The organism is Microbacterium fluvii (assembly GCF_025515205.1).
Taxonomy (GTDB): domain Bacteria; phylum Actinomycetota; class Actinomycetes; order Actinomycetales; family Microbacteriaceae; genus Microbacterium; species Microbacterium fluvii.
Map to the genome: position 1 here is coordinate 239,827 of NZ_JAOPFX010000003.1, position 20,188 is coordinate 260,014.

Annotated in this window: 16 protein-coding genes; 12 read left to right on the plus strand and 4 right to left on the minus strand. The window is 70.9% G+C overall.

The annotated features are described in order from the left end of the window. Positions 1-125: 125 nt before the first annotated feature. From OAW74_RS12360 to ccsB, 7 genes are all read left to right on the plus strand, one after another. Positions 126-1,520 carry an HNH endonuclease signature motif containing protein gene (locus tag OAW74_RS12360; protein ID WP_262874683.1) on the plus strand — a complete coding sequence of 465 codons (1,395 nt, stop codon included), beginning with the start codon at positions 126-128 and terminating at the stop codon, positions 1,518-1,520. Between the two features lie 138 nt (positions 1,521-1,658). Continuing rightward, positions 1,659-2,261: a DedA family protein gene (locus OAW74_RS12365; protein WP_262874957.1), complete on the plus strand. Its 603-nt coding sequence runs from the start codon at positions 1,659-1,661 to the stop codon at positions 2,259-2,261. Positions 2,262-2,305: 44 nt separating this feature from the next. Continuing rightward, complete coding sequence (locus OAW74_RS12370; RefSeq protein WP_262874684.1) at positions 2,306-2,935, plus strand: histidine phosphatase family protein; 630 nt, start codon at positions 2,306-2,308, stop codon at positions 2,933-2,935. Next, positions 2,935-3,522 (plus strand): TlpA family protein disulfide reductase, encoded by a 588-nt coding sequence (locus OAW74_RS12375; protein ID WP_262874685.1) that lies wholly within the window; start codon positions 2,935-2,937, stop codon positions 3,520-3,522. Before OAW74_RS12370 ends, OAW74_RS12375 begins: the two co-directional genes overlap by 1 nt. Then, a complete protein-coding gene (locus OAW74_RS12380; protein WP_262874686.1) occupies positions 3,519-4,322 on the plus strand; it encodes a cytochrome c biogenesis CcdA family protein in 804 nt (267 codons plus the stop codon). The genes OAW74_RS12375 and OAW74_RS12380 overlap by 4 nt, the downstream gene beginning before the upstream one ends. Then, positions 4,303-6,006 carry a cytochrome c biogenesis protein ResB gene (resB, locus tag OAW74_RS12385; protein ID WP_262874687.1) on the plus strand — a complete coding sequence of 568 codons (1,704 nt, stop codon included), beginning with the start codon at positions 4,303-4,305 and terminating at the stop codon, positions 6,004-6,006. The genes OAW74_RS12380 and resB overlap by 20 nt, the downstream gene beginning before the upstream one ends. 34 nt (positions 6,007-6,040) lie before the next feature. Beyond that, a complete protein-coding gene (gene ccsB, locus OAW74_RS12390) occupies positions 6,041-7,069 on the plus strand; it encodes a c-type cytochrome biogenesis protein CcsB (RefSeq protein ID WP_262874688.1) in 1,029 nt (342 codons plus the stop codon). A gap of 246 nt (positions 7,070-7,315) precedes the next feature. On the opposite strand, the gene OAW74_RS12395 is transcribed toward ccsB, so the two are convergent. Beyond that, a complete protein-coding gene (locus OAW74_RS12395; RefSeq protein ID WP_262874689.1) occupies positions 7,316-9,496 on the minus strand; it encodes a YhgE/Pip domain-containing protein in 2,181 nt (726 codons plus the stop codon). After that, positions 9,493-12,396, minus strand: coding sequence for an MMPL family transporter (locus OAW74_RS12400; RefSeq protein WP_262874690.1), 2,904 nt, complete (start codon positions 12,394-12,396; stop codon positions 9,493-9,495). Before OAW74_RS12400 ends, OAW74_RS12395 begins: the two co-directional genes overlap by 4 nt. A gap of 147 nt (positions 12,397-12,543) precedes the next feature. On the opposite strand from OAW74_RS12400, the gene OAW74_RS12405 reads away from it, so the two are divergent. Continuing rightward, positions 12,544-13,167: a TetR/AcrR family transcriptional regulator gene (locus OAW74_RS12405; protein ID WP_262874691.1), complete on the plus strand. Its 624-nt coding sequence runs from the start codon at positions 12,544-12,546 to the stop codon at positions 13,165-13,167. 3 nt (positions 13,168-13,170) lie between these two features. Here OAW74_RS12405 and OAW74_RS12410 read toward each other — a convergent pair whose 3' ends face one another. Further along, the gene (locus OAW74_RS12410) at positions 13,171-14,163 is read right to left on the minus strand and encodes an o-succinylbenzoate synthase (RefSeq protein WP_262874692.1); all 993 of its coding nucleotides are present in this window, start codon (positions 14,161-14,163) and stop codon (positions 13,171-13,173) included. A 4-nt stretch (positions 14,164-14,167) separates the two neighbouring features. Then, the gene (locus OAW74_RS12415) at positions 14,168-14,437 is read right to left on the minus strand and encodes a hypothetical protein (RefSeq protein WP_262874693.1); all 270 of its coding nucleotides are present in this window, start codon (positions 14,435-14,437) and stop codon (positions 14,168-14,170) included. A gap of 17 nt (positions 14,438-14,454) precedes the next feature. Between OAW74_RS12415 and OAW74_RS12420 the strand changes: the two genes are divergently transcribed. The 4 genes from OAW74_RS12420 to metH are packed head-to-tail and all read left to right on the plus strand — an operon-like array spanning position 14,455 to position 20,182. Next, on the plus strand, positions 14,455-14,790 hold the full coding sequence (locus OAW74_RS12420; RefSeq protein WP_262874694.1) for a PadR family transcriptional regulator: 336 nt from the start codon (positions 14,455-14,457) through the stop codon (positions 14,788-14,790). A gap of 2 nt (positions 14,791-14,792) precedes the next feature. After that, a complete protein-coding gene (locus OAW74_RS12425) occupies positions 14,793-15,743 on the plus strand; it encodes a permease prefix domain 1-containing protein (protein ID WP_262874695.1) in 951 nt (316 codons plus the stop codon). Positions 15,744-15,752: 9 nt separating this feature from the next. Continuing rightward, entirely contained in the window at positions 15,753-16,550 is a 798-nt protein-coding gene (locus OAW74_RS12430) for an LLM class F420-dependent oxidoreductase (RefSeq protein WP_262874696.1), read from the plus strand. A gap of 5 nt (positions 16,551-16,555) precedes the next feature. Further along, complete coding sequence (gene metH / locus OAW74_RS12435) at positions 16,556-20,182, plus strand: methionine synthase (protein ID WP_262874958.1); 3,627 nt, start codon at positions 16,556-16,558, stop codon at positions 20,180-20,182. The last annotated feature ends 6 nt before the right edge of the window (positions 20,183-20,188 follow it).

Here is a 20,188-nt window from a genome sequence, read left to right on the forward strand (position 1 = left end):
AGATATACGAGATATGTGTGCCGAAAGGCTTGTGCAGGTAGAAGAAAAGAACTACGCTGGGCATATCGCCGATCGTGCCCACTTTCCCGGTGATCTGATCCGACGTCGTCGGAGAGAGGGAAACGATGGGGCACACAACGAAACCACCGCCGAGCGACATGCTCTGGCCGGAGCTCGACGATCTCGTCGGGCGACTCGTGCGCACCCGGGCGCAGGTCGCGGCAGCACAGGCCGCCGAGGCGAGGGTGCTCGCGGAATCCGCCGAGCTCATCACGGCGCGCATCGCGCAGCGCCGTGACGAGGCCGGTCGCAAGCGCCGGCTCGTCTCAGACAGGGATCTGCCGCTTCGCGAGGTGGCACTCGAGCTCGGCATGGCGATGCGCGTCTCCGACCGCACCGTGCAGGGGCGCATCGGAGACTCGTTCACCCTGGTGACGAAGTTCCGCGCGACGCTGGCGCGCTGGGAGTCGGGCGACATCGACGCGGGGCATGTGTGGGCGATCGTGCATGCGGGGGTCTCGATCGGCCGGGCGAAGAAGCGCCGGCGCTACGAGAAGCTCGCGCTCGCGGCAGCCGCGACGGAGTCGCCGGCCCGACTGGGGCCGATTGCGAAGGCGATCGCGGCATCGATCGATCCAGAGACGTTCGAAGAGCTGCTCGGCTGCGCCCACGGCGAGCGGCGGGTACCGGTGTACGCCCTCGAGGCGGGCCTCGCGCGGCTGGTCGCAGATCTGCCGGCACCCCTCGCGTACGCCATCGCCGACCGGCTCACCGAGATGGCACGGCACCTGATCGCGACCGAGGCGGGGCTCGCCGACGATGACGCGGCCGATGAAGCGGGTGAGAGCGGGATGGACGAACAGCGCGGCGACGCCGAGTCAGCGCAGACCGCGGTGGTCACCGGCATCGGCGCGACCCGCACGATGGATCAGGTGCGCGCCGATGTGCTCTGCGACCTGCCGCTGGCGGCGGCGCCCACCGCGCACGGCGACGCGATCGGCGCGATCCGCGGCAGCATCCAGATCACCGTTCCCGCGCTGACGCTCGCCGGTGCCGGCGGTGATCCCGCGCTGCTCGCCGGCTACGGACCGATCGGCGTCGAGCTCGCCCGCCGACTCGCGGTCGCAGCTCCCGGCTGGGACCGGGTGTTCGTCGACCCCGGCACCGGCGAGCCGCTGGAGGTCGACAGGTATCGGCCGTCGAATGCGCTGCGCCGGCATCTGGCTGCGCGAGACGAGCGGTGTCGCACCCCCGGGTGCACCCGCCCGGTGCACCGCTGCGACGTGGACCACACCGAGGATCACGCGGGCGGTGGCAGAACCTGCGTGGGCAACCTCGCCCACTGCTGCCGCCGCCACCACGTGTGCAAGCACCACACCGCATGGCGGGTGCGACAGGTCGGCCGCGGAACGCTGGAGTGGACCGGTCCGTCGGGGCGCAGGTACCTCGACAAGCCGCCCGCGCTGGTGCGGTTCGTGCCGAGCGACCCCCTTCCCATGGAAGAGCCTGCGCCCTTCTGACCGGGTCGGCGGCGGCCGGGCAGGCCCCCCGCTGGCGCGGAGCACAGCATCCGTTCATCCTGGCCGCCTAGCCTCGAGCGGGTGACTGCATCCGACGGCTCCTGGCTGACCGCGCTCGTCGACGCCGTCGTCTCGCTCATGGACGTGATCGGGCCGGCCGGCGCCGGCATCGCGATCGCGCTCGAGAACCTCTTCCCGCCGCTGCCCAGCGAGGCGATCCTGCCGATGGCGGGGCTCGCCGCCTCGCGCGGTTCGTTCACGCTGTTCGAGGCGCTCGCGTGGACGACCGCCGGATCGGTCGTCGGCGCCTTCGCGCTCTACGGGCTGGGCGCGTGGCTGGGGCTGAACAGGCTGCGCCGCATCGCGGCGCGCGTGCCGCTGCTGCATCCGGAAGACATCGACCGCACGGTCGCCTGGTTCGGGCGCAACGGCGGCAAGGCGGTGTTCTTCGGACGGATGATCCCGATCTTCCGCAGCCTCATCTCGATCCCGGCCGGCATCACCCGCATGCCGCTGTGGCGCTTCGGCCTGCTCACCTTCGCGGGCTCGCTCATCTGGAACACCGTGTTCGTGCTCGCCGGCTTCTTCCTCGGCGAGTCCTGGCACATCGTGGAGGCCTACGCCGACATCCTGCAGTACGTCGTGATCGCGGCGGTCGCCGTCGCCGTCGTCTGGTTCGTGGTCGCGCGGGTGCGCCAGCTGCGCGGTCGTGATCGCGACCTCGACCCCGACCTCGCCTGACCCTCTCGGCCTGCCCACAGAGTCGGCCCACGTAGACTGTCGAGGTGCCCGCCGAACGCCTCCACCTCGTGCGCCACGGGGAGGTCCACAACCCCACGCGCGTGCTGTACGGGCGACTGCCGAACTTCCGGCTGAGCACCGCCGGCCGGCAGATGGCGCGGGCCGCTGCCGAGCACGTGCGCGCACTCGACCGCCCCGTCGGCGCGCTCGTCCACTCGCCGCTGCAGCGCACGCGCGAATCGGCCGAGCCCTTCGTCGAGCTGTTCGGCATCGAACCGCTCGTCGACGAGCGGGTCATCGAGCCCACCAACGTCTTCGAGGGGCGCCGCATGAAGCGGGCACTCCTCAATCCGCTCAACTGGCGTCACCTGCTCCGGCCCTCGGTGCCGAGCTGGGGGGAGCCGTACGCCCAAGTCGTGGCCCGCATGGACGCCGCCATGACCGACGCGTGGAACCGCACGGCATCCGGCGACGTCGTCGTCGTCTCGCACCAGCTGCCGATCTGGATCACCCATCTGCACGTCGAGGGCGAGCCGCTCCGGCACGACCCTCGCAACCGCCGCTGCGCGCTCTCGAGCGTCACGAGCTTCGAGCGCGACGGCGACCGCTGGATCGAGGTCGCGTACGCGGAGCCCGCCGCCACGACCGGTGCCGTCGATGTGGGGGCCGTGTGATGAAGCGGATGCTGTCGGCCCTGGCCGCCCTCGCCCTGGTCGCGACCCTCGCGTCGTGCGCCGCCGACCCGCTCGCCGAGCAGTACCGCGACGGCGACAACAAGGGGTACATCGCCGGCGACTTCCGCGTCGTCGAGATCGATCCGGCCGACCGCACCGAACCCGTCGCGTTCACCGGCGTCGATGAAGCGGGAGCCGCCGTGGCGAGCGACGACTTCGCCGGGCAGGTGCTCGTCGTGAACTTCTGGTACGCCGCCTGCGGTCCGTGCCGCGCCGAGGCCCCCGAGCTCAACGAGGCGTTCGACCGCACCGGCGGCGACGACGTGGCGTTCCTCGGGGTCAACACCGTCGACTCCGCCGCTGCCGCGGCCGCCTTCGCCGACACCTACGAGGTCAGCTACCCGAGCGTCATCGCCAGCGAAGACCCCTCGGTCAAGCTCGCCTTCGCCGAGAAGACGCCGATCAACGCGACGCCCACGACGCTCGTGCTCGACCGCGAGGGCCGCGTCGCCGCCCGCATCATCGGGCAGCTGCCCGACGCCTCCGTTCTCGCGACGCTCATCGAAGACGTCGAGGCCGAGGCGTGAACGCCGGCGAGATCGTCGCCGACGGCGCGCTCTGGCTGGCGCTGCCGATCGCGCTGGTCGCGGGCCTGCTGTCGTTCCTCTCGCCGTGCGTGCTGCCGCTCGTGCCGGGCTACCTCGGCTACATCGGGGGCGCCGTCGCGCCCCGGGCGCCGCGGGTCGTGGCCTCCGCGCGGCCGGAGGGCGCCACATCCGCCGTCCAGGCGCCCACTGAACTCGCCCCCACCCGCGGCCGGCTGCTCGTGGGCGTGCTGCTGTTCATCGCCGGGTTCACCGTGGTGTTCATGGCCGTCAACATCTTCGGCGGCGTGGCCGGCACCTTCTTCATCCAGTACACCGAGGTGCTCACGCGCATCTTCGGCGTCGTGATCATCGTGCTGGGCCTCGTCTTCATCGGCGTCTTCGGGTTCGCCCAGCGCATCGTGCACCCGCAGGTGCGCGGCAACATCGGCCTGATCGGCGCGCCCCTGCTGGGCCTCGCGCTCGGCATCGGGTGGGCGCCGTGCATCGGCCCGACGCTCACGGCGATCCTCTCGATCTCGTGGGGCTTCGGCGATCCCGTGCGCGCGGGCCTGCTGGGGCTCGCGTACTCGCTGGGCCTGGGCATCCCGTTCGTGCTGCTGACGCTCGGCTTCGGCTGGGCGACGCGGTCGGTCGCGTTCCTGCGACGTCACATCCGCGCCGTCAACCTCATCGGGGGAGGGATGCTGGTGCTGCTGGGCCTGCTCATGGTCACCGGCGTCTGGACCCAGCTCATGGCTCAGCTGCAGGGGGTGCTGCCGTATGTCGAACTCCCGCTCTGACAGCTCCGACACCGCGACCGATCCGCTGCGGCCCGATGACCACGCCGACTCCGACGGGGTGACCTCGCCCGCGCTCGGCGTCGTGGGGTGGCTGCGATGGGGCTGGCGCCAGCTCACCTCGATGCGCACGGCGCTCGTGCTGCTGCTGCTGCTGGCGATCGCCGCCGTGCCGGGGTCGCTTGTGCCGCAGCGCAGCGCCGACCCCAACGGCGTCACGCAGTACTACACCGACAATCCCGACCTCGCGCCCGTGCTCGACACGCTGCAGCTGTTCGACGTCTACAGCTCGGTGTGGTTCTCGGCGATCTACATCCTGCTGTTCATCTCGCTGATCGGCTGCGTGATCCCTCGGACCAAGCACCACTACAAGGCACTGCGGGCGCGGCCCCCGCGCACCCCCGCGCGCCTGTCGCGCCTCGAGGCGCACGGCACGGCGATCGTCGAACTCGCCCCCGGCACCGACGCCGATGCCGCCGCCGAGCAGGCGACCGGTCTCGCGGGGGAGCAGCTGCGCAAGCTCGGCTACCGGACCGAGCGCTATGACGGCAACGGGATGCTGTCGGTCTCGGCCGAGCGCGGATACCTCCGCGAGACCGGCAACCTCGTCTTCCACTCTGCCCTCGTCGGCGTGCTCATCTCGGTGGGAGTCGGCGGCGGATTCACCTACACCGGACAGGCCGTCATCATCGAGGGCGGCTCGTTCGTCAACACGATGCTCGACTACGCGTCGTTCAACCCCGGTCGCTTCGTCGACGAAGAGCGGCTGTCGCCGTATGCGCTGACCCTCGACTCGTTCGACGTCACCTACCAGCCGGCCGGCACCGAGGCCGCGGGCCAGGCGGGCGACTTCGCGGCGAACCTCACGGTGCAGGTGCCGAGCGAGGAGCCCGCCGAGGGCGCTGTGCGGGTCAACCACCCGATGCACATCGAGGGCGACAGCGTCTACCTGATGGGCAACGGCTATGCGCCGACCCTCACGATCCGAAACGCCGACGGCGACGTCGTGTTCAGCGAGTCGGTGCCCTTCCTGCCGCAGGACACCAACATGACCTCCGTCGGCGTAGTCAAGGTGACCGACGGCATGCCCGAGCAGCTGGGCCTGGTCGGCTTCTTCTACCCGACCCAGGTGCTGATGAGCTCGGGGGCGGCGACCTCCGCCTACCCGTCGCTGACGAACCCCGTCGTCACCCTCAACGTCTTCGAGGGCGACCTCGGCATCGACGACGGCACGCCGCGCTCGGTCTACACCCTCGACACCGGCGACATGCAGCGCCTCACCGGCGGCGACACCGGGGTCGACTCGATCCAGCTCGCCCCCGGCGACACGGTCGACCTGCCGAACGACCTCGGCACGATCACCTTTGAAAACGAGGCGCCCGAGGGTGCGGAGGGCTACGAGCAGTCGGTCAAGCGCTTCGTGTCGCTCTCGATCCACCGTGACCTCGCCGCCCCGTGGGTGCTCGCCTTCGCGATCATCGCGCTGGCGGGTCTGCTCGCCGCCCTCTTCGTGCCCCGGCGCCGCATGTGGGTCAAGGTCACCCGCTCCGGCGGCGCCCTCGAGATCGAGTACGCGGGCCTGGCCCGCGGCGAGGACCCGACGCTGAAAGACGCCGTGCAGCAGCTGCAGCAGCGGCACGGCGACGCGCTCGAGCGCGCCCTCGGCGAGCCCCCAGCGGCCGACTGAGGCCGCATCCGTCCCCCCGCGTAGACTGGAATCCATGACCGGCACCGAAACCCTCACGCTCGACGACGTCTCGGTGCTGTTGGTCTGGACGGCCATCGCCATCTACGCGCTCGCGTTCATCGCCTACACCGTCGACCTCGCCCGCCGGGGCGCCGCGGCGGTCGAGGCCAAGGATGCCGCCGCCCGCACCCGTGAGCTCGTCGGAGTGGGCGCTGCCGGTGAGACCCTCGTCGAGGCGCGCGCCGCCGCCCGCGAAGCCGACGCCGCGCTCGAGGCCCGACCGGCCGATCGCCCGCGGCTGCTGTGGGCCCGCATCGGCACGTCGCTGACGGTGCTGGGCTTCCTCTTCCACCTCGCCGGCGCCGTCACCCGCGGCATCGCCGCCGGGCGTGTGCCGTGGTCGAACATGTACGAGTTCGCTCTCACGGGCACTCTGCTGATCGTGCTGGTCTACCTCGTCGTGCTGGTGAAGTACGACCTGCGCTTCCTCGGCACGTTCATCACGGGGCTCGTCGTGGTGCTGCTGGGCGGTGCCGCCCTCGGCTTCTACGTCGAGGTCGTGCCGCTGATGGATCCGCTGAAGTCGGTGTGGCTCGTCATCCACGTGTTCGTCGCGTCTCTCGCGACGGCCCTGTTCGCACTCGCCTTCGGCTTGTCGGTGCTGCAGCTCATGCAGGCGCGGCGCGAGGCGAAGCTCGTGGCGGCTGCCGCGACGGGCAGCGGGCCGCGGTTCCTGCGGACCCTGCCGAGCTCTGAGAAGCTCGAGTCGCTGGCCTACCGCTTCGCGATCATCGGCTTCATCTTCTGGACCTTCACCCTCATCGCCGGATCCATCTGGGCCAACGACGCGTGGGGCCGCTACTGGGGCTTCGACACGAAGGAAGTCTGGACCTTCATCATCTGGGTGCTCTACGCCGGCTACATCCACGCGCGCGCGACGCGCGGCTGGCGCGGCTCGCGCTCGGCCTGGCTGTCGATCATCGGCTTCGCCGCGGTGCTGTTCAACTTCACGATCGTGAACATGTTCTTCAAGGGTCTGCACGCCTACTCCGGCCTGAGCTGAGCTGAGCTCGACCCGGGGCGCTGCTCCCCGCATCCGCGCCACCTCGCCGCATCCGCGCCAGGTCTCGACCGTCGCGCCAGGCCTCGGCGGCTGTGATCCCACGCGCGCGCCAGTTCGCCGCATCCGCGCCGTCGATCGGTAGGGAGGATGCTGCGACCTGGCGCGCAACAGTGACGGACGACCCGCGCCACGAACGACGGCGGCCGGCCCCGAGAGGGAGCCGGCCGCCGTCGTGCGCAGGAGCGATCAGGCGGGGGATGCCGCCAGCAGCGCTCGAGCAGACGTCGTGCGCCTGCGGGTCACGGCGATCACCGTGACGATGAAGCCCAGCAGCGACCAGATCACAAGGCCCGCAAGGCCCGCGCTGACCCCCGTCGCGGGGGTGAGGGCCGCGAGCATCGCGTTGTAGGCGGGTGCCGTGGGCAGGAGGGCTGCGATGTCGCCGAACACGCCGGGCATGGTCGACACGATGCCCGTCGCCAGCGCCAGCACGCCGATCAGGGCGCTCACCCAGCGGCCCGCGCCGCCGAACACCGCGACCAGCGCCTGGTTGACCGCGGCGAAGGCGATGCCCGCGACGATCGCGACACCCGCGAAGATCGACCAGTCGCTCCAGCTGTACGAGCCCGCGATCTGCACGACCACGGCCACGAGCAGGCCCTGCGCGGCTCCGAGTGCGGCGGCGGGGGCGAGGGTGCGAAGGGCGAGCATGCCCGACGAGCGGCGCGAGGTGAGCGCGCGACGCGAGACGGCCTGCAGGGCGATGAAGCTGCCGAGACCGCCGAACCAGAGCACGGCGGTGGCCAGCAGCGGAATCGCCGAGGCGCCGAAGAGACTCGAGCCCAGGCCCTCGGCCTGCACGGGGTCGGAGACGACACTCGCGAGTTCGGTCGCCTCGTCGTCGGTGTACGAGGGCACCGAGTCGGCCGCGGTGTGGAGGCCGTCGGCGAGGTCGGACGTGCCGTCGGCGAGCTGGTCGACGCCGTCGGCGAAGGTGTCGGTGCCGTCTGCGGCCTCCGAGGCGCCGGAGGCCCACGTGCCTGCGCCCGAGGCCCACGTGGCCGCGCCGGACGAGAGCTGCGTGATGCCCGAGGCCAGCTGCGAGGTGCCCGTCGCGATGCCGCCGGCGCCGCCGGCGAGCGACTGCGCGCCGTCGGCGAGCTTGTCGATGCCGCCGGCCGCGTCGGAGGCTCCGTCGGCGAGCTTGTCGATGCCGCCCGAGATCTCGCGCGCACCGTCGGCCGAGGCCTCGATGCCGGCCGTGAGCTGCGGGCCGTACTGTGCAAGGCCTGCCACGCCGGCGGCGATCGTGTCGGCGTTGTCGAGCACGCCGGTGACCGAGGGCATCGCCGCGTCGACCTGCGAGGAGATCTCGGCGACGGCGTCGCACAGCTCCTGCGTCCCGCCGTCGGCGAGGCAGTCTGCCGACAGCTGAGACAGCTGGGATGCCGCATCCGTCATGTTCTGCGAGATCTCGTCGCTGTCAGCGGCCAGATCGTTCACGGCCGAGACGACGTCGTCGGGGATGGCGGGGATGATCGAGGCGGCGTCTGCCAGCTGATCGAGGCCGTCGGCGAGCCCGGTGCTGCCGTCGGCGAGCGAGCGCGCGCCGGATGCCCAGTCGTCGAGGCCGTCGGCGGCGGAGCGCGCACCCGAGGCCCACGAGGTCATTCCGCCGGAGAGCTGGGACGCTCCCGAGGCGAGCTGCGACGCTCCGGAGGCCGACTGCGAGGCGCCGTCGGCGATGCCGTTGGCACCGGTGGCGAGCTGCGAGGCGCCCGACGAGAGCTGGCGCACGCCGTCGGCGAGGCTCACGGCACCGTCGGCGGCCTCCGCCGAGCCGTCGGCGAGCTTGTCGGCGCCATCGGCGGCATCCGCGATGCCGTCGCCGAGGGTCGTGAAGCCGAGGAACACGTTCTCGAGGTAGGTCTCCGACAGCTGCTGGCCCATGAGCGAGGCCGCGGCGGCGGTGATCTGGGCCGTGATGGCGTCGTCGACGATCAGCGCGTCGGGCGAGGTCGTGACCTGGATCACGGCGCGCTGCGGGGTGGACCCCGGGGCCGTGGAGGTGGCGGCGGCCGAGAAGTCCTCGGGGATCGTGATGACGGCGTCGTACGTGCCGTCGGCCAGCCCCTCCGCGGCGTCGTCCTCGTTGGAGATCGTCCACGTGAGGTTGCTGTCGAGGTCGTCGGAGCCTTCGACCAGGCCCGCCGTGAGCTGGCGGCCGAGCGGAATGTACTGATCGTCGATCGTCACCGGCTCATCGGAGTTGACGATCGCGGCGCTCATGTTGTCGAGCCGCTCGACGGGGTTGTAGAGCGTCGCGATGAGGATTCCGCCGATGATGACGGGAAGCAGCAGCACCCCGGCGAGGGTGAGCCACGTGACGGGCTTTCTCGGGCGGGCGCGTTCGACCGGAACGGTCATGCTTCGACTCCCTTCGAGTCGGTCTGCGCGGAGGCAGTCGTGGGTGTGCGCACGGGATCGCGGCGCAGCACGAGTTCGGAGACGCCGTCGCGGTGCGCGTCGGCGAAGAAGGCGAGCGCGGCGCCCTCCCGGCGCGCCGAGGCCAGCACGGTGAGGGGGCGCTCGACGCCACGACGGTCGCGTCGCGGTCCGGACGCGTCGCGCAGCACTGCGGCGGCCTGATCGCGCTCGGCGTCGTCGAGGGTGTCGATGCCGTCGATCACGACGATGCGGGTGCCGCCGGCCAGCGCCCGCGTGAGCTCCCCTGCCGGGTCTTCCGCGCCCTCGAGCAGGGCGACGCCCACGTGGGCGCGCACCCAGGCCCCGCGGCCGGGCAGCAGGTGCCCGGCGACGCGCAGGCGCCCCGCCGACGGCTCGATGCGCCCGGCGACGGTCAGCAGCAGCGCCCGCGCCGCCCGCGGGTCGCCGAGGGCGAGCAGCGTGCCGCCGTGCTCCATGCGGAACCGGGCGCCGGTGAACAGCGGCACCTCTCCGCCCGAGCCCGCGTCGGCGAGCACGGTGAGGCCGTCGGCGACGACGGGAGTGGATGCGGCATCCTCCGGCCAGTCCGAGAGCTTCAGCTCGCGCTCCACGGCCTCACCCTCGATGTCGAAGTGGGGGAGCACCCGATCGAGCCAGCGCGGCATCCACCACGCTTTCTCGCCGAGCAGGGTCATGACCGCCGGCACCAGCGTCATCCGCACGACGAACGCGTCGACGGCGATGCCGACGGCAAGGCCCAGAGCGATCGGCTTGATCGACGAATCGCCCTCCGGCACGAACGCCGCGAAGACGGCGAACATGATGATCGCGGCCGCCGTGACCACGCGGGCCGACGCCGTGAACCCGCTGCGCACGGCGCCGATCGCGGTCGCGCGGTCGGCGCGGCCGCCGCGGGCGCGGCTGGTGTGCACATAGTCCTCGCGCATGCGCGAGACCAGGAACACCTCGTAGTCCATCGCGAGTCCGAACAGCACGCCCATCAGGATGATCGGCATGAAGCTGATCACGGGCCCCGTGCGGGTCACGTGCAGCAGGTCGGCGCCCCAGCCCCACTCGAAGACGGCGGCGACGACGCCGAACGCGGCCAGCACCGACAGCAGGTAGCCTGCCGCCGCCTTGATCGGCACCCAGATCGAGCGGAACACGATCATCAGCAGCACGAGCGAGAGCCCCACCACGAAGATGCCGAAGGGCAGCAGCGCCGCGCCGAGGCGGTCGGAGATGTCGATGCCGACGGCGGTGAAGCCGGTGACCTTGAGGTCGACGCCGTATTCGTCGAGCCACTCGTCGTGGTGCGCGCGCAGTTCGCGCACGAGGTCGGCGGTCGCCGGGTCGTCGGGGGCCGTCTCGGGGATGATCTGGATGAGCCCGGTGTCGGCGGTCTCGTTGGGGGTGGAAAGGGCCACCTCCTTGACGCCGGGGATCTTCTCGACCTCCGCGGCGAGATCGTCCATGAGCCCGAGCGGGTCGGTCGAGGTCACGATCGTGCCGGTCATGATGAGCGGGCCGTTGTAGCCGGCGCCGAAGTGCTCGGCGGTGAGGTCGTAGGCCTGTCTGGCCTGGCTCGAGGTCGGCTGCACACCCGCGTTGGGGAGGGCCAGCGACAGGCTCGCCGCCGGGATGGCGACGACGCCGAGACCCACGATGACGGCGATGGTGGTGACCAGAGGATGCCGCGTCACCAGCATGACCCAGCGGTTCGGGCGCTGCGCGGCTGCGGCCTTGGCCGCCGCCTTCTCGGCCTTCGCGGCCTCCTTCTTCGCGTCCGCCCGCTTCTTCTCGGGGGAGGCGGCGCCGCGCCGCGGTCCGACCCCGGCCGACAGCATCCGGTATCCCCAGCCGGCCACTCGCCCCTTCGCGAACCCGAGCAGGGCGGGGGTGAGGCTGATCGCGACGAGCACGGCGATCGCGACGGTGACGGCGGCGGCGATGCCCATCGTCGTGAGGAACGGGATGCCGGCGAAGCCCAGGCCGATGAGGGCGATGAGCACCGTGACGCCGGCGAAGACGACGGCGGAGCCCGCCGTGCCGGTGGCGCGCGCGGCCGACTCCTCTGGGTCGACGCCGGCGCGCACCTGGTCTTGATGTCGGGCGACGATGAACAGGGCGTAGTCGATGCCGACGGCCAGGCCCAGCATGATGGCGAGCATCGGTGTGGTCGACGAGACCGAGGCGAACGCCGTCGACACGTAGATGAGCGCGATGCCCAGACCCACGCCGATCAGAGCGCTCACGAGCGGGAACCAGGCGACGGCGAACGAGCGGAACGTGACGATGAGCACGAACAGGGCGATCAACACGCCGACCGCCTCGATGAGCGAGAGGGCGGGCACAGATGACGAGAACAGGTCACCGCCGAGCGCGACCTGCGAGCCCCCGGGGAGCGAGGCGCCCAGGTCGTCGGCGAGTGCGTTGAGCTCGTCCTTGGTCTCGTCGCTGACGGCGGTGGACTGACCGTCGAACTGGAGCTGGATGATGGCCGCCGAGTCGTCGTCGGAGACGAGGCCGTCGACGACCTCGCTGAAGGGACTCGTCACGGCGATCACGCCGTCGAGGTCTTCGTAGGCGGCGACGGTGTCTTCGATCGCATCTACGTAGGGCTCTTCGTCGACCTGGTCGCCGTCGGCGGCCACGACGATCAGCTGCGCGGAGGTGCCGCTGGCCTGCGGGAACGTGCGCTCCAGCAGCAGGATGCCCTCCTGCGCCTCGGTGCCGGGGATCGAGAACGAGTTGTCGGTGCCCTTCATGAACAGCGCCGCCCCGCCGCCGGCGAGAGCCAGCAGCAGCACCCAGGAGACGAGAACCCGCCACGGGCGGTTGTACGCCCACCGTCCGAGCGAGTACAGCAGAGTGGACACGGCGCCTCCGTGGCGTTCAGGAAGTGTGCATCAGAGCGATGCGAGAAGTCGGATACACCGGTGTATCGGATACATGAGTGTATCGTAGGAAATCCATCGGGTGTGAAAGCTGAACGCGCGGTGTGAATCGTGACGAGAGGAGAGGCAGTGACCGACATCACCGTCGCCCCCTCCCGTCGCCGAGAGACCACGAGGGCGAAGCTCTTCGAGGCGGCCGCACAGGTGTTCGCCGAGGTGGGGATGGACGCTGCCTCGGTCGAGATGATCTGCGATCGCGCGGGGTTCACCCGCGGGGCGTTCTACTCCAACTTCGAGTCCAAGGATCAGCTCTTCCTCGAGCTGATCACGCACATGACCGAGGCCAAGCTCGACGAGGTCGCCGTCCGCGTGCGGGCCATTGAGCCGGGCGAGATCGCCGACCCCGCCGCTCTCGTGCATCAGATCATCGGCGTCTCCGAAGGTGCGGGCATGGAGCCGCAGCTCGTCAGCGAGCTGCGCACGCAGGCGCTGCGCGATCCGCGGATGGCCGAGGCGTACCTCGCGTGGCACGACGGCATCATCGGCAGAGTCGAGCAGATCATCGACGAGGTCACGGCGCTGCACCCCGTGCGCCTGCGCCTGACCGCGCCGCAGGCCGCGCGGCTGCTCGTCGACATCGCCGACGACACGTGCGTCCGAGCCGCCATCGAGGGGTGCTCGCGCGCTCAGACCGAAGAGCTGCTCAAAGAGCGTCTGCAGCAGATCGTCGTCGCCCTCGTCGACATCGGCTGAGCATCAGGCCCGTTCGAGCAGCGCGTGGCAGCGCGCGACCCGCTCGAACCACCACTGCGTGCGCTCGGCGTCAGCGGCCACGGCGTCCATCGCGGCGGGTTCGGGCTCGACCCGCCCGATCGGCAGCATCCCGTCTCGCGGTCGCAGCGGCGCGGCGGTCACGTCGGCGGTGAACAGCGCCGACGTGCCCAGCCCGCAGTCGAAGTCGAGCTCGGGCAGCGCGGCGGCCAAGGCGACCCCCATCGACAGTCCGATCGAGGTGTCCAGCGCGCTGGAGACGACCGCGGGAAGTCCCGCCTCGGCCACGATCGCGAGTGCGCGGCGCACGCCGCCCAGGGGCTGCGCCTTGACCACGAGCAGATCGGCGGCCCCCGCCCGCGCGACGGCGAGGGGATCGGATGCCTTGCGCACGCTCTCGTCGGCGGCGATCGGGATGCCCATGTGCTTCACGCGGCGGCGGAGCTCGGCGAGTTCGTCGACGCTCGCGCAGGGCTGTTCGACGTATTCCAGATCGAACTCGGCGAGGGCGTGCACGGCGTGCTCGGCCTCGTCGAGGTTCCACCCGCCGTTCGCATCGACCCGCACGCGCCCCTCCGGACCCATCGCCGCGCGCACGGCGCGCAGCCGCGCGATGTCGTCGGCGAGGGACTGGCCGCGCTCTGCGACCTTGACCTTGGCGGTGCGGCAGCCGTCGAAGCGAGCGAGCACCTCGGCGACGGATGCCGCCGGCACGGCCGGCACCGTCGCGTTCACCGCGATCGTCTCGCGCACGGCCGCCGGCTGCGCGCTCCAGCCGTAGTCGATCGCCGCGGCGAGCCACGTCGCAGCCTCGACGTCGTCGTATTCGGCGAAGGGCGAGAACTCGGTCCAGCCCTCCGATCCCTCGAAGACGACGGCCTCTCGCACGTCGACGCCGCGGAAACGGGTGGCCAGCGGCAGCGCGACCACTCGCGCGGAGGCGAGGATCTCGGAGAGCGGGGGGAGTGGTGCGGGCACGGCGTCAGAACCAGTACGACTGGTTCTGCACCTGACGGCCGCGCTCCGATCCGTTCACGCCGTTCGCCTGGCGCTGGGTCGCGACCTCGGCGTCGTGCCGGGCGCGGGCCTCCTCATGGTTGAGCGGCTTTCCGAAGATCGCGTGCTTCAGGCGGATGAACAGCGAGGGCGTGGCGGTCATGGTGGCCTCCTTGACGGCATCTTGCCACAGCATCCGCTCGGCGCGAAGGGTCGCAGCATCCGATAATGTGTGCTTGACGATAGTGTGTGACACACAGTAAGGTGTGAGCCATGAGTGAAACGGAAGCGCTCGAGACCCACCTGCAGGAGCTGCGCCGCGGCACGGTCGTGCTCGCGTGCCTGCGCCTGCTGGCAGAGCCCGGCTACGGCTATGGGCTGCTCGAGCAGCTGCAGGGTCGAGGCTTCGACACCGACGCCAACACCCTCTACCCCCTGCTGCGGCGCCTCGAGAAACAGGGGCACCTCGTGAGCGAGTGGAACACCGACGAGGCGAGGCCGCGCAAGTTCTACCGCACGAGTGCCGCGGGGGCGCGACTGGCCGCCGCTCTCACCGACGACTTCCATGCGATCGCCGCGGCGATCGACGCCCTTCCCGAGGAGGACTGAACATGAACGAGACGCTGACCGACCGCTATGTGCTGGCCGCCATGCGCACGGTGCCCGAGGCGCAGCGCGCCGACCTGGCCGCCGAGCTGCGGGCATCGATCGACGACCAGATCGAGGCGCGCGCCGAGTCAGGTGCTGCCCGCGAGGTCGCCGAGCGCGCCGTGCTCACAGACCTCGGCGACCCCGACAAGCTCGCCGCCGGCTACACCGACCGGCCGCTGCACCTGATCGGCCCGCGGTACTACCTGGAGTGGTGGCGCCTGCTGAAGCTGCTGCTGTGGATCGTGACCCCTCTGGCCGCCTTCGGCATCGCGCTCGGCCAGACCCTGTCGGGAGCGCCGATCGGCGCGATCATCGGCTCGACGGTCGCCGGGATGCTGGGAGTCGTCGTCAACCTGTCGTTCTGGACGACCCTCGTCTTCGCGATCGTGGAGCGCAGTGCGCAGGGGGCGAAGGGCATGGCCCTGCCGGCGTGGAGCCTCGACCAGCTGCCCCTGCCGCATGAGCGCGGCGCCACCTTCGGCGAGATGCTGGCGAGCCTGATCTTCCTGGTGATCGGCGCCGGCGTCGTGCTGTGGGACCAGCGGGTGGGCCTCGTCTACGTCGACGGGCAGTGGTACTCGCTGCTGCACCACGACCTGTGGCCCTGGTGGATCGCGGCGCTGCTGATCGTCATGGCGGCCGAGGCGGTGCTGCAGGTCGTCGTCTACCTGCGCCGTCGGTGGACGTACGGGCTGGCGGCGTTCAACGCCGTGCTCGACGCCGTCGTCGCCATCCCGGCGATCTGGCTGCTGGTCGAGGGGCGCCTGCTCGACCCCGCGTTCTGGATCGCGGTCATCCCCGAAGACGGCGTCGAGGTCTTCGGCATCCTCTCGGTGATCGCAGGCTTCGGCATCGCGGTGATCGCGATCTGGGACGCGATCGACGCCTTCCTCAAGGCCCGCCGCTCCTAAGCTGGAGGCATGCCCCTTCTCGACACTCCGGTGCGCTTCGGCGTGCAGATTCAGCCCCAGCACTCCACCTATGCGCAGATCCGCGACGCGGTGCTGCGCATGGAAGAGCTCGGCGTCGACATCCTGTTCAACTGGGATCACTTCTACCCGCTCTCGGGTGACCCCGACGGGCTGCACTTCGAGTCGTGGACGATGCTCGCGGCCTGGGCCGAGCAGACCGAGCGGGTGGAGTTCGGCGCCCTCGTCAACTGCAACAGCTACCGCAACGCGGACCTCCAGGCCGACATGGCCCGCACGATCGACCACATCTCGGCCAAGGGCGGCACGGGCCGGTTCATCTTCGGCACCGGGGCCGGCTGGTTCGAGCGCGACTACGACGAGTACGGCTACGAGTTCGGCACGCCGGGCTCGCGCCTGCGCGACCTCGAGCAGGGCCTCGCGCGCATCGAGACGCGGTGGGCGAAGCTCAACCCTGCTCCGACCCGCCGCATCCCGGTGCTGATCGGCGGCAAGGGCGAGCAGAAGACGCTGCGCCTGGTCGCGCGCCACGCCGACATCTGGCACAGCTTCGTCGGCCACGAAGAGCTGCCGCACAAGCTCGACGTCATCGCGAAGTGGGGCGAGACCGAGCAGCGTGACCTGTCGCAGCTCGTGATCTCGAACGAGCTCCAGGGCCGCGACGCGGCCTTCGCCGACGCCCTGTTCGACGGCGGCGTGCGGCTCTACACGCTCGGCATGAGCGGCCCCGACTTCGACTACGACCTCGTGCAGCGCTGGCTCGACTGGCGCGACGCCAAGAACGCGTGACGGCCGTGCTGCGGCATCCGCTCGACATCGCCGCGATCGCGCGCCCCGCCCGATCGGAGGCGCTGCTTCAGGCGCTCGCCGAGCGCGTCGTGATCGCCGACGGCGCGATGGGCACGATGCTGCAGCGGCACGATCCGACCCTCGACGACTACCAGCAGCTCGAGGGCTGCAACGAGATCCTCAACGTGTCGCGACCCGACATGATCGGCGAGATCCACGACGCCTACCTCGCCGTCGGCGTCGATGCCGTCGAGACCAACACGTTCGGGGCCAACTGGTCGAATCTGTCGGACTACGGCATCGACGACCGCATCGCCGAGCTCGCCGAGGCGGGCGCGCACATCGCCCGCGAGCGGGCGGAGGCCGCTGAGACGGCGGACGGGCGGATGCGGTGGGTGCTGGGTTCGATGGGTCCAGGCACCAAGCTGCCCTCGCTCGGGCACACGACCTACGAGCACCTCAAAGAGACCTTCGCGCTGCAGGCCGAGGGACTCATCGACGGCGGCGCCGACGCGTTCCTCGTCGAGACGAGCCAGGACCTGCTGCAGACGAAGGCGGCCGTCAACGGCTGCAAGCAGGCGATCGTCGCCCGCGGGGTGCGGCTGCCGATCTTCGTCGAGGTCACCGTCGAGACCACGGGCACGATGCTCATGGGCTCAGAGATCGGCGCGGCGCTGACGGCGCTCGAGCCCCTCGGGGTCGACGCGATCGGTCTGAACTGCGCGACCGGGCCCGCCGAGATGAGCGAGCACCTGCGGCACCTCTCGCAGCATTCGCCCGTCACGATCGCGTGCATGCCCAACGCGGGGCTGCCGGTGCTGACCGCCGACGGCGCGCACTACCCGCTCTCGCCCGCCGAGCTCGCGACGGCGCACGAGCAGTTCGTCCGCGAGTTCGGCGTGGGCCTGGTCGGCGGATGCTGCGGCACGACGCCCGAGCACCTCGCTGCGGTCGTCGAACGGCTGCACGGCGGTGACGTTTCGTCTCGCGCCTACGGCGCTCGCTCAACGCCCGGGGGTGGGGAGCCGGGGGTCGCGTCGCTCTACCAGCACGTGTCGTTCGCGCAGGATGCGGCCTACCTCGCGATCGGCGAGCGCACGAACGCGAACGGCTCCAAGGCGTTCCGCGAGGCGATGCTCGATGAGCGCTGGGACGACTGCGTCGAGATCGCCCGCAACCAGATCCGCGTCGGGGCGCACCTGCTCGACGTGTGCGTCGACTACGTCGGCCGCGACGGTGTCGACGATGTGCGCGAGGTCGTCTCGCGGCTGGCCTCGGCATCCACTCTTCCCCTCGTGATCGACTCGACCGAGCCCGCCGTCATCGGCGCGGGGCTCGCCCTCATCGGCGGGCGCCCCGTCGTCAACTCGGTCAACTACGAAGACGGCGATGGGCCGTCGAGCCGCTTCGGGCGCATCATGCCGCTGGTCAAAGAGCACGGCACGGCCGTCATCGCCCTGACGATCGACGAGCAGGGGCAGGCCCGCACCGCCGAAGACAAGCTGCGCATCGCCTCGCGGCTGGTCGACCAGCTCGTGGGCGAGTGGGGCATGCGCGTCGAGGACATCGTCGTCGACTGCCTGACCTTCCCGATCGCGACGGGCCAGGAAGAGACCCGCCGCGACGGCATCGAGACGATCGAGGCGATCCGCGGGCTCGTCGCGAGATACCCCGGCATCAACACGACTCTCGGCGTCTCGAACGTGTCGTTCGGCCTCAACCCGGCCGCCCGCTCGGTGCTCAACTCGGTGTTCCTCAACGAGGCGCGCGAGGCGGGGCTGTCGTCGGCGATCGTGGATGCCGCCAAGATCGTGCCGCTCGCCTCCCTCCCCGACGAGCAGCGTCAGGTCGCGCTCGACCTCGTGTGGGACCGCCGCGAGTACGACGCCGACGGCAACCTCGTCTACGACCCGCTCGCCACGATGCTCGACCTGTTCGCCGGGGTCGACACGGCGGCCCTGCGCGACCAGCGTGCGGCCGAGCTGGCCGCACTGCCGGTGGGTGAGCGCCTCGAGCGGCGCATCATCGACGGCGAGCTCAAGGGTCTCGAGGCCGATCTCGACCTCGCCCGCGCCGGTGGGCTGAAGCCGCTCGAGATCATCAACGACCATCTGCTGGAGGGCATGAAGGTCGTCGGCGAGCGCTTCGGCTCCGGCCAGATGCAGCTGCCCTTCGTGCTGCAGTCGGCGGAGGTCATGAAGACCGCCGTCGCCCTGCTCGAGCCGCACATGGAGAAGAGCGATTCGGCCGGCAAGGGCCGCATCGTGCTGGCGACCGTGCGCGGCGACGTGCACGACATCGGCAAGAATCTCGTCGACATCATCCTCACCAACAACGGCTACGAGGTGATCAACCTCGGCATCAAGCAGCCGATCGCCGACATCATCGCCGCTGCCGAAGAGCACGACGCCGATGTCATCGGCATGAGCGGGCTGCTGGTCAAGTCCACGGTCGTCATGAAGGAGAACCTGCAGGAGCTGCAGTCCCGAGGGCTCGCGAAGCGCTGGCCGGTGCTGCTGGGCGGCGCAGCCCTCACCCGCGCCTACGTCGAAGACGACCTCGCGGGCCTGTTCGACGGCGAGGTGCGCTACGCGAAAGACGCCTTCGAGGGGCTGACGCTCATGGAGCCGCTCGTGCGCATCGCACGAGGCGAGGCGGCGGATGCCGTGGGCCTCCCGCCGCTGAAGAAGCGCATCCACCGAGCGGGCTCGCAGCTGACGCTCACCGAGCCCGAGGCGATGCCGGCGCGCTCCGACGTGGCCGCCGACAACCCGGTGCCCGCACCGCCCTTCTGGGGCACCCGGATCGTGCGGGGGATCGCCCTGGCCGACTACGCCGCCTTCCTCGACGAGCGGGCGACCTTCATGGGTCAGTGGGGCCTCAAGCCCGGCCGCGGCGACGACGGCCTGTCGTACGAGCAGCTCGTCGAGACCGAGGGACGGCCTCGGCTGCGGTACTGGCTCGACCGGATCCTTTCGGAGGGCATGCTCGACGCATCCGTCGCCTACGGCTACTTCCCGGTGGTCTCCGACGGCGACGACCTCGTCGTGCTGCACCACGGCGACGACCCGTCGGGCGTGCTCGGGGTGCCGGGGCTGCTGGCCCCAGACGGCGGGTCGGGCGCGCTGGGCAGCGAGCGCCTGCGCTTCCACTTCCCGCGGCAGCGTCGCGACCGGCACCTGTGCCTGGCCGACTTCGTGCGCTCGCGCGACGCGGGGCAGGTCGACGTGCTGCCGGTGCAGCTGGTCACCGCGGGAGCCGCGATCGACGCCGTCACCGCGAAGCTCTTCGCCGAAGACAGGTACCGCGACTACTACGAGCTCAACGGCCTCGTGATGCAGCTGACCGAGGCGCTCGCCGAGTTCTGGCACGCCCGCATCCGCTCGGAGCTCGGCTTCGCCGCCGAAGACCCGGCCGACACGGCGGGGCTGTTCAAGCTCGAGTACCGCGGTGCGCGCTTCTCGCTCGGTTACCCGGCGTGCCCCGACATGGAGGACCGCCGCAAGGTCGTCGGGCTGCTGCGCCCCGAGCGCATGGGCGTCGAGCTGAGCGAAGAGCTGCAGCTGCATCCCGAGCAGTCCACCGACGCGTTCGTCTTCCACCACCCCGAGGCGAAGTACTTCTCGGTCTGAGACCCG